This is a genomic window from Sphingomonas sp., from assembly GCF_036402235.1.
Lineage (GTDB): Bacteria > Pseudomonadota > Alphaproteobacteria > Sphingomonadales > Sphingomonadaceae > Sphingomonas.
In genome coordinates this window covers 1-8,809 of record NZ_DASWTG010000033.1, presented here as the reverse complement: position 1 = coordinate 8,809, position 8,809 = coordinate 1, and the positions used below count along the sequence as shown (strand labels likewise).

The window sequence follows — 8,809 nt, the reverse complement described above, 5'->3', positions numbered from 1 at the left end:
TCCTGCGCAAGGCCGCAGAGCGCACCGTCGAGGCAACATGGAAACGCATCGGCCAACTCCTCGACGCCTTCCCGCCCCACGAATGCGCCAACTATCTCAGAAACAGCGGATATGCCTCAATCTAAACAGGACAGACTCTAGCGGGCGGGCGCCACGGTCGGCTGCGGGACAGGCAGGGGTACGACGGGCGGCATGACGACATCGGCCTTGCGCCGCACGCCGGTGAGGCCATCGGGCGCTGCCGCGCGGTTGGGATCGCCCTCGGCCAGCGGCACAGCCGTGGGCATCGCCGCCGGCAGCGCGGGCATCCGCCGCATGCACTGCACCGGGCTGGGGCGCTTGAACTCGCTGCAATTCCACAGCGCCTTGCCGAAGCCCTGCGTCTGATCGCGCAGATAGCTGAACGACATCGCCTCGATCTGTCCGGCGTTGGGTGCGCTGCCGGCGGGCGGAACCTTGCCGTGATCGGTCCAGCCGAGGAACTTGCAGAAGGGCCGCTCGCCACAGGTGCGGATCGCGAGGGCCGCGAAGGCGTCCGGACCCATATTGCGGTCGAGCGCGGCATGGAAGACGTTGCCGGCTTCGCCCGTCACCGGCTGCGGGATCGCGGATTCCGGGATCGCGACCGGATCGATCGCCACGCCCTCTGCCGCGGCCAGCGCCAGTGCGGCAGGGTCGCCGCCGACGGCGTGGAAAGGCGACAGGCGCGCCATCTTGGCGATCACCGGCTCGGCCCCCGCATAAGCGCGGCGAAAGGCGGGCGGCGTTCCCCACCATCCGGTCCAGCGGAAGAACAGGTGGGTATGGACCTCGGCCACCTTGTCGAGGCTCGAGCTCCAGTACGGCACCACCCAGTCGGTGTGGTAATGGGTCGAGTGGCCTACTTTTGCATAGACAAATCCGGCCAGCGCCTGCCGCGCGATGTCGCGCGCGCGGGCCCAGGCAGCGGCGGAGGGGGTGCGCGTCATCGCCCCGTCGCAGGTGAAGGTGAACTGGCAGCCCGTGCGCCGCTCCTGGCCCTGGAACACGACCCCGCACACGCTCTTGGGAAAGGCAGGGTGCCGCATGCGGTTGAGCACCACCTGCGCGACCGCGCGCTGGCCGACCGCGTCGTCGCCCGCCTCGTACCAGGTCGCTGCAGCGAGGCAGTCCACCGCGCGTGCCTGATTGTCGGCGCTGCCGCTGATGAAGAAGGGGCGCGCGGCGGGATTGGGCGCGGTCGAGAATGGGATCGTGGCGTTGAAGCGTCGCGCCTCGTCCATCGGCAACGCGGCGAGGCGGACCGGCTCGACCTCGGGAATCTCGGCCTGGGGCACCACGCGCTTGGGCTTGCGGACCTCGGCGAGCGTGATCCGCTCGTCATCGACCGGGATGCGCGGCGCGTTGAGCACGATCAGCAGCGGCGCGAGCACCGCGAGCAGCGCGATGAGTGCGAGCGCGACCCACAGGCCGGGCGCGATGCGCGCAGGTTCGGCGGCGGGAACGGGGTCGGTCACGGGTGCTGCTTGTCCTCTGGCGGCAAAGGCCGCGCCCATAACGCACACGTGACGAAGTTGGAACCATTGTCCGGTATCCGGAGCGGTGGCGCGTGCCGCCGCTCCGGCGTCCCGGTCAGCTTTCGGGCAGGAAATCGGGAACGCTGAGATAACGCTCGCCAGTGTCGTAGTTGAAGCCCAGCACCCGCGAGCCGGCGGGCAGGTCGGCCAGCTTCTTGGCGATCGCGGCGAGCGTTGCGCCCGAGCTGATGCCGACGAGCAGGCCCTCTTCGCGGGCGGCGCGGCGGGCATAGTCCTTGGCGTCGCCGGCATCGACCTGGATCGCGCCGTCGATCGAGTCGGTGTGCAGGTTGCGCGGCACGAATCCCGCGCCGATGCCCTGGATCGGGTGCGGGCCGGGCTGGCCGCCCGAGATGACCGGCGAGAGCTCGGGCTCGACGGCATAGACCTTGAGGTTCGGCCAGCTCTTCTTGAGCGTCTCGGCGACGCCGGTGATATGGCCGCCGGTGCCCACGCCGGTGATGATCACGTCGACCGGCGCGTCGGCGAAGTCCTTGAGGATCTCCTGCGCGGTAGTCTTCACGTGCACGTCGATATTGGCCGGGTTCTCGAACTGCTGCGGCATCCACGCGCCCGGCGTCGATTCGACGATCTCGACGGCGCGCTCGATCGCGCCCTTCATTCCCTTCTCGCGCGGGGTGAGGTCGAAGGTCGCGCCATAGGCCAGCATCAGGCGGCGGCGCTCGATGCTCATGCTCTCGGGCATCACCAGCACGAGCTTGTAGCCCTTGACCGCCGCGACCATGGCGAGGCCGACGCCGGTGTTGCCGCTGGTCGGCTCGACGATCGTTCCGCCGGGCTGCAGGCTGCCGTCAGCCTCGGCCGCTTCGATCATCGACAGCGCGATGCGGTCCTTGATCGATCCGCCGGGGTTGGAGCGCTCGGACTTGATCCACACTTCGGCGCCCGGGAACAGGCGCTGGATGCGGATGTGCGGCGTATTGCCGATCGTCTCGAGGATGGTGTTGGCCTTCACGTCTTCGTCTCCTCAGGAATAGGCTCCGCAAGGTGTACCGGCGGGTCGAAGGTTCGCGCCCGCCGCAATTCGGGGAAGATACGCGCCCAATACGCAGTTACCAAGATGGCGAGGAATCCGCCGCCCACGGTCGCGACCACCGGGCCGATCGCCGCGGCGAGGAAGCCCGAGCGCGCCTCGCCCAGCTCGTTCGAGCTGGACACGAACAGCGTCGAGACCGATCCGACGCGTCCGCGCATCGCATCAGGCGTGTAGAGCTGGATCAGCGACGAGCGCACATAGACCGAAACCATGTCGAACGCGCCCAGTGCCGCGAGCGCGATCAGCGAGATCACTACTGCCGGGGCGAAGTCGCTGCCGATCATCGACGGTCCCCACCAGCCGCTCATCAGCGGACCGGCCCAGCCGAACACGACGGTCGCCGCACCGAAGCCGACCACCGACCACAGCATCTTGACGCCGACATTGGTCTTCAGCGGTCGCCACGACAGCACAAGGCCGACCGCCACCGCGCCGACCGCCGGCGCGGCGCGCAGATGGCCAAGGCCGTCTGCGCCGATCATCAGGATGTCGCGCGCATAGATGGGCAGCATCGCCGTCGCGCCGCCCAGCAGCACCGCGAACATGTCGAGCGAGATCGCGCCGAGCACCAAGCGGTTTTGACGGACATAAAGCAGCCCGTCGAGCATCTGGCGCAGCGGGCTGCCGGTGCGCGCGATCTGGCTGCGCGGCACGGGCGTCACCAGGAACATCATCAGCAGCGAGATGAGGAAGAGGCCGCCCGAGACGGCGTAGGGCAGGGCAGGGGCAGCGGCATAGAGATAGCCGCCCATCGCCGGCCCGACGATCGACCCCGCCTGCCAGGCGAGCGCGCTCAGCGCGATCGCGGTTGGGAGCGAGGCGGCCGGCACGAGATTGGGGGCAAGCGCCTGCTGCGCGGGGGCGAGAAAGGCGCGCGCGACGCCGAGCAGGGCGGCCACGCCGAACAGCGCGGCGAGGGTGACGGTATTGGTCCAGGTCAGCCAGGCAAGGCTCAGCGCGCAGAACACTTCGAGCCCGATCGCCACGCGGATGATCCAGCGCCGGTCGAGCCGGTCCGCGACCCAGCCGGTGAAGAGCGTGAGCACCAGCAGCGGCAGGAACTGGGCAAGGCCGACCAGCCCGAGCTGAAGCGCCGCCTGCTTGATCCCCATCGTCTCGCGCGCAAGGTCATAGACCTGCCAGCCGATCACGACCACCATGGACAGGCCTGCCAGCGTCGAAGCGAGCCGGGCGATCCAGTAGACGCGGTAATTGTGGATGGCGAAGGGGTGGGCGGCCATGGAGAGTTTGGGGCGATCCTGTCGGGCCGCTACCGGAACGGGCGGCGTCAGGGGCCTGTAGGCCGCGGATACCCGCCCGCGCAATGAGGGATTCGTTGCGCGGGCGAAGTGTCGGCGTCAGCTCAGCGAAACTTCCGCGACCTTGTCCTGATAATCCTGCTTGGGATCCCCGCCGAGGAGCAGCTTCACGCCAGCGAACAGGCTGTTCTCGTTGAGCCAGATTTGCGCACGTTCGGTGTCGAGGCGGATAAGCTGGAGCCTGGGATCGTCCTTGCCGCCTTCGAACCAGGCCGCGACAAACGGATTCCACAGTCGGTCGATCGTCGCGCGATCCTGATCGAGGACGAGATTGCCGTGGATCGTCGCCCACAGATCGTGCCCCTTGGAGGCGAAATGCGCCATCGCCCGATGCCCCTCGTGTATCGCCTGGACAAGGCCATTGTCTTTGGTGGTGAAGAACCAGATCGGGCCGCCAGCGGCGCCCTCATCGCGAAGCGCCGTCATTGGTTGGGCATGGCCGTCATCGACTCCGTCGAGGCCGAGGAAGAGCGTGCGGTCACTGTCGAGCGCTTTCCAGAATTTCTCCTGAAGTTCCTGTTGGTTGGGCATGCTGCATCTCCTGGAAAATAGATGCAGCCGGAACGATCGGGAGGTGGGCGCCGTTCCGGCGCCCGTCCGAAAGCGGTTTCAGCCGAGCGCAGGCAGCGCCGGCCGCGCCCCGATATAGGCTCGGGCCGGCTGGTCGAGCGGGAAGCCTACCTGCCCGAGCCGGCCGATCAGCTGGCGGGCTCGGTTGACGAGCGCGAGCCGCGCGTCCGCAGCAGCGGGCGCAGTGACCAGATCGGGCGCAATCACCAGCCCTTCGGGAACGCGGCGCAGCTTGCCGGCTGCAGCCAGCCCCTCGATGTTTCGCGACACGGTGGCATAGGGGAGGCCAAGAATGCGTGCCACCGTGCTCGGTTTGACCGGCGCCAGATATGGCCCCGCGGCATGCGCGAACCGGCGATTGGCCCATTCGATCGCAAAGATGAGCGCGAGGCGGGTCCAGTTCTCCCTACGGTGATGGTGGCACTCGATCGTGGCAAGCAGCAGGTCAAAGGCAATGCCGATCCCCGCGCGGGGATCATAGGGCCTGTCAGGGCGCGGCTCGGGCAGGATCAGGTTGGCGGCGCGCACATCCTCCACCAGCCGGACGAGCAGGTCGTGGCAGCCGTCGGCCATCAGCGCGACACGCGGGTCGCAGATCACCTGAAGCGGCACCGACAAGCCGGTCTCGCTGCGAACCAGCAGGCCGTCGCCGATCAGCATGTTCGCCTGCCGGCGGATCGTCTCGAATGGGCGAGCGAGCGAGGCGGCGAGCGCATTGACGCTCACCGGATGCGAACGGCCCGGTCCGGAATCGAAGGGGCCGCATGCCCGGGCTGCGGCGGCAAAGATCAGCGCGCGATTGGGTGCACCGAGCGCTGCGATGCCCGCGGACATCGCAGACGCCGCGAACTCGGTCAGCAATCCCTCGAACAACGGCCCCTGGAGGGGCGCTGCAGCCTGATGCTGTTGGGCTGGTTCAAACGCCATCACTCGGCGCTCCTCCAGCAATGACCGCACAACGCACCAACGCCTTGAAATCCCCCAATTCAGGAGAAGTGAAGGCGGAATTCAGGATATGCGCAACGTATCAGCTACTCATTTTGCGCGATTGGGCGGAGAGTGTCGTCATTTTGAGTAGTTTTCGGCGGCGTACCGTCGAAAATCGCACGCGATCCCGCGGCAGGTGAAGCGAAGCCGGTCGTTCCGGAAGCGCATGGATGCCGGTTCTGCGCCGAGTCCCGCGGGATTCAGCGCTGCAGCTTGGCCATGATGCTCATCGCCTGCTCGCCGCCCGATTTGGGAACGATCTCGCCCATGCGGTCGGTGATCCGGCTCCAGTTGGCGGCAATGCCCTCCGGCGTGAGCTCCTCGCCCTGCAGGCGCACGCCGGGCGTCAGGGTAATATAGGCCGCCTGGAACACGCCTGCTCCTGCGCCGACGATCATGTTGGTCGGCGCGTCCTCGCTGACGAGGTAGAGTGCGGCGGGTGCCACGCTTTCGGGCGTGAAGGCCTGGAAGGCCGCTTCGGGGAAGATGTCCTCGGTCATCCGCGTGCCCGCGGTCGGGGCGATCGTATTGACGCGGATGTCGTATTTCGCACCCTCGAGATAGAGCGTCTTGGTCAGGCCGGCGAGGCCGAGCTTCGCCGCGCCGTAATTGGCCTGCCCGAAATTGCCGTAAAGACCGGTCGAGGATGCGGTCATCAGGATGCGCCCGTAACCCTGATCCCGCATCGTCGCCCACACCGCCTTGGTGACGTTGGCGGATCCGTTGAGATGGACATCGACGACGAAGCGGAAATCCTCCGGCTCCATGTTCGCGAAGCTCTTGTCCCGCAGCACGCCGGCATTGTTGATCAGGATATGGACGCCGCCCCATTTCGCCGTCGCCGCGGCGACCATGGCTTCCATCTGGGCATAGTCGGTGACGCTGCCGCCATTGGCGATCGCTTCGCCGCCCAGCGCCTCGATCTCCGCGACGACTTTTGCTGCCGCGTCCGAATGGCCGGTGCCGTCGCGAGACCCGCCAAGGTCGTTGACCACCACCTTCGCGCCCCGGCGCGCAAGCTCGAGCGCATAGGCGCGCCCAAGTCCGCCGCCTGCGCCTGTGACGATGGCTACCCGCCCGTCGAACCTGATTGTCATGCACCCTCCCGGCTATTTGCGCCGGGTGTGCCGCTTGCGCGCCGCTTAGGCAAGATCGGGCGAAGGCGCGGCAGCCATTGGGTATGCCGCGCCGTTCAGCTCACCCGCCGCGCTGGCGGCAATTGTCGGTCTGACCCTTCCTGCACAACGGATATTTGTCGAGCGGCGGCGGCGGCGGGAACGCCTGGGTCGGCGTCATCGGGTTGGCCTGGAAGATCGGCTTCTGGCCGCTGCTGGTATCGCCCTGGATGGCAGGCGTGGACGGCTGGTAGCCGCCGACGGGATCCTCAGTGGCGGGGGGCGCCGGGGCAGCTGGTGCCGCGGGAGCAGCCGGAGCAGGTGCTGTCTGCGTATCCTGCGCGAAGGCGGCGGCGCCGGTCATCGCGAGCGCGGCGGCCGTGGCAAAGGCGAGCAGCTTCATGGACTTCCTCCTGACTTGTTTCGGTCAGAGCATCTTTGCTCGGCCCGCCAACGCATCAGGGACGGAATCTATCCCGCGTCGAGCGCGTAGCCGGCCGAGCGCACGGTGCGGATGATGTCGGGACGGTTGCCGACATTGATCGCCTTGCGCAGCCGGCGGATGTGCACGTCGACGGTGCGGCTCTCGATGTCGCTGTCGTGCCCCCACACCGCATCGAGCAGCCGCTCGCGCGAGAAGACCCAGCCCGGATGCTCCAGGAAATGCTTGAGCAGGCGGAACTCGGTCGGACCGAGCGGCACGACGTCGCCGCCGCGGCGCACTTTGTGGCCGACCGTGTCCATCTCGATGTCCGAATAGGTCAGCGCCTCGCCCGCCAGCGCCGGGCGCACGCGGCGCAGCACCGCCCCGACGCGCGCGACCAGCTCGCGTGGGGAAAACGGCTTGGTGACATAATCGTCGGCGCCGGTCTCGAGGCCGCGGACGCGGTCCTCCTCCTCGCCGCGCGCGGTCAGCATGATGATCGGGACGTTCGCCGTCTCGCTCATCCGGCGCAGGCGGCGGCACACCTCGATCCCCGACAGGCTCTCGACCATCCAGTCGAGCAGGACGATGTCGGGCGCGCTTTCCTTGGCGAGCAGCAACGCTTCCTCGCCGTCCGGCGTGTGGCGGACGTCGAAGTCCTCGCGCTTGAAATGATAGGTCAGAAGCTCGGCGAGTGCGGCGTCGTCCTCGACCAGCAGCATGCGTGCGCGGCTCATATCAGTTCTCCGCGGTATCCGTATCGCGATCGGCCAGATACTGCCCGGTCGCGGCGAAATAGACCATCTCGGCGACATTGGTGGCGTGATCGCCGATCCGCTCGATATTCTTGGCGACGAACAGCAGGTGCGCAACCTCGCTGATCGTGCGCGGATTCTCGACCATATAGGTCACCAGCGTGCGGAAGATGCTGTCGTAGAAATCGTCGAGCCGCGCATCGCGCTCGGATACGCGGATCGCCGCCTCGGCGTCGCGCGCGGAAAAGGCGTCGAGCACGTCATGAACCATGTCGCCGGCCATCTGCGCCATCGCGGGAAGCAGCGAGATCGCCTCGATCCGCTCGCCGTCGGTGGCATGGACCGGCGGGACGCGCTTGGCGATGTTCTTGGCATAGTCGCCAATGCGCTCGATCACCGCCGCGATCTTGAGCGCAGCGACCACTTCGCGCAGGTCGTCGGCCATCGGCGCGCGCAAGGCGATGACGCGGACGGCGAGCTTCTCCACCTCCGCCTCGATCGCGTCGATCGCCTTGTCCTTGGCGCGGACTTCCTTGGCGAGCCTGGTGTCGCCGCGCTGGAGCGCGGTCATCGCGTCGCGGATCGCTTCCTCGGCCAGTCCGCCCATCTGGGAGATCAGCGCGCGGAGCTGCTTGATGTCCTGGTCGAACGCCTTGACGGTATGTTCGTGACCGGTCGCCATTAGCCGTACCTTCCGGTGATATAGTCTTTCGTGCGCTCCTGCCGGGGCGCGGTGAAGATCTGATCGGTCTCACCATATTCGACAAGCGTGCCGAGGTGGAAGAAGGCGGTGCGCTGCGAGACGCGCGCGGCCTGCTGCATATTGTGGGTGACGATGACGATCGCGTAGCGGCCCCGGAGCTCGTGGATCAGCTCCTCGATGCGGGCGGTGGCGATCGGGTCGAGCGCCGAGCAGGGCTCGTCCATCAGGATCACTTCCGGGTCGACCGCGATCGCGCGGGCGATGCACAGGCGCTGCTGCTGGCCGCCGGAGAGGGCGGTGCCGCTTTCCTGGAGCCGGTCCTT

Annotated in this window: 10 protein-coding genes and 1 pseudogene; 1 reads left to right on the top strand and 10 read right to left on the bottom strand. The window is 67.5% G+C overall.

The features are described from left to right. Positions 1-125: pseudogene (locus VGD28_RS07180) on the top strand (IS630 family transposase); the annotation flags it as partial. 12 nt (positions 126-137) lie between these two features. Here VGD28_RS07180 and VGD28_RS07175 read toward each other — a convergent pair. From VGD28_RS07175 to VGD28_RS07130, 10 genes are all read right to left on the bottom strand, one after another. Continuing rightward, positions 138-1,496: a cell wall hydrolase gene (locus tag VGD28_RS07175; RefSeq protein WP_331027652.1), complete on the bottom strand. Its 1,359-nt coding sequence runs from the start codon at positions 1,494-1,496 to the stop codon at positions 138-140. A 115-nt stretch (positions 1,497-1,611) separates the two neighbouring features. Beyond that, a complete protein-coding gene (cysK, locus tag VGD28_RS07170; RefSeq protein WP_331027651.1) occupies positions 1,612-2,532 on the bottom strand; it encodes a cysteine synthase A in 921 nt (306 codons plus the stop codon). Continuing rightward, a complete protein-coding gene (locus tag VGD28_RS07165; RefSeq protein ID WP_331027650.1) occupies positions 2,529-3,854 on the bottom strand; it encodes an MFS transporter in 1,326 nt (441 codons plus the stop codon). Before VGD28_RS07165 ends, cysK begins: the two co-directional genes overlap by 4 nt. Before the next feature lie 117 nt (positions 3,855-3,971). Further along, positions 3,972-4,463 (bottom strand): pyridoxamine 5'-phosphate oxidase family protein, encoded by a 492-nt coding sequence (locus VGD28_RS07160; RefSeq protein ID WP_331027649.1) that lies wholly within the window; start codon positions 4,461-4,463, stop codon positions 3,972-3,974. Between the two features lie 78 nt (positions 4,464-4,541). After that, positions 4,542-5,429, bottom strand: coding sequence for a hypothetical protein (locus VGD28_RS07155; RefSeq protein WP_331027648.1), 888 nt, complete (start codon positions 5,427-5,429; stop codon positions 4,542-4,544). Positions 5,430-5,689: 260 nt separating this feature from the next. Beyond that, complete coding sequence (locus VGD28_RS07150; protein ID WP_331027647.1) at positions 5,690-6,586, bottom strand: SDR family NAD(P)-dependent oxidoreductase; 897 nt, start codon at positions 6,584-6,586, stop codon at positions 5,690-5,692. A 100-nt stretch (positions 6,587-6,686) separates the two neighbouring features. Beyond that, a complete protein-coding gene (locus VGD28_RS07145; RefSeq protein WP_331027646.1) occupies positions 6,687-7,007 on the bottom strand; it encodes a hypothetical protein in 321 nt (106 codons plus the stop codon). Between the two features lie 68 nt (positions 7,008-7,075). Further along, complete coding sequence (gene phoB / locus VGD28_RS07140; protein ID WP_331027645.1) at positions 7,076-7,765, bottom strand: phosphate regulon transcriptional regulator PhoB; 690 nt, start codon at positions 7,763-7,765, stop codon at positions 7,076-7,078. Between the two features lies 1 nt (position 7,766). Then, a complete protein-coding gene (phoU, locus tag VGD28_RS07135; protein WP_331027644.1) occupies positions 7,767-8,465 on the bottom strand; it encodes a phosphate signaling complex protein PhoU in 699 nt (232 codons plus the stop codon). After that, on the bottom strand, positions 8,465-8,809 hold a 345-nt coding region (locus tag VGD28_RS07130), incomplete at its 5' end, for a phosphate ABC transporter ATP-binding protein (protein ID WP_331027643.1). The genes VGD28_RS07130 and phoU, both read right to left, overlap by 1 nt.

What these genes read in the sequence shown, in the direction of transcription:
- VGD28_RS07165 (WP_331027650.1), bottom strand. Translation starts at nt 3,854, where the DNA reads ATGGCCGCCCACCCCTTCGCCATCCACAATTACCGCGTCTACTGGATC.
- phoB (WP_331027645.1), bottom strand. Translation starts at nt 7,765, where the DNA reads ATGAGCCGCGCACGCATGCTGCTGGTCGAGGACGACGCCGCACTCGCC.
- VGD28_RS07145 (WP_331027646.1), bottom strand. Translation starts at nt 7,007, where the DNA reads ATGAAGCTGCTCGCCTTTGCCACGGCCGCCGCGCTCGCGATGACCGGC.
- phoU (WP_331027644.1), bottom strand. Translation starts at nt 8,465, where the DNA reads ATGGCGACCGGTCACGAACATACCGTCAAGGCGTTCGACCAGGACATC.
- VGD28_RS07155 (WP_331027648.1), bottom strand. Translation starts at nt 5,429, where the DNA reads ATGGCGTTTGAACCAGCCCAACAGCATCAGGCTGCAGCGCCCCTCCAG.
- VGD28_RS07160 (WP_331027649.1), bottom strand. Translation starts at nt 4,463, where the DNA reads ATGCCCAACCAACAGGAACTTCAGGAGAAATTCTGGAAAGCGCTCGAC.
- VGD28_RS07150 (WP_331027647.1), bottom strand. Translation starts at nt 6,586, where the DNA reads ATGACAATCAGGTTCGACGGGCGGGTAGCCATCGTCACAGGCGCAGGC.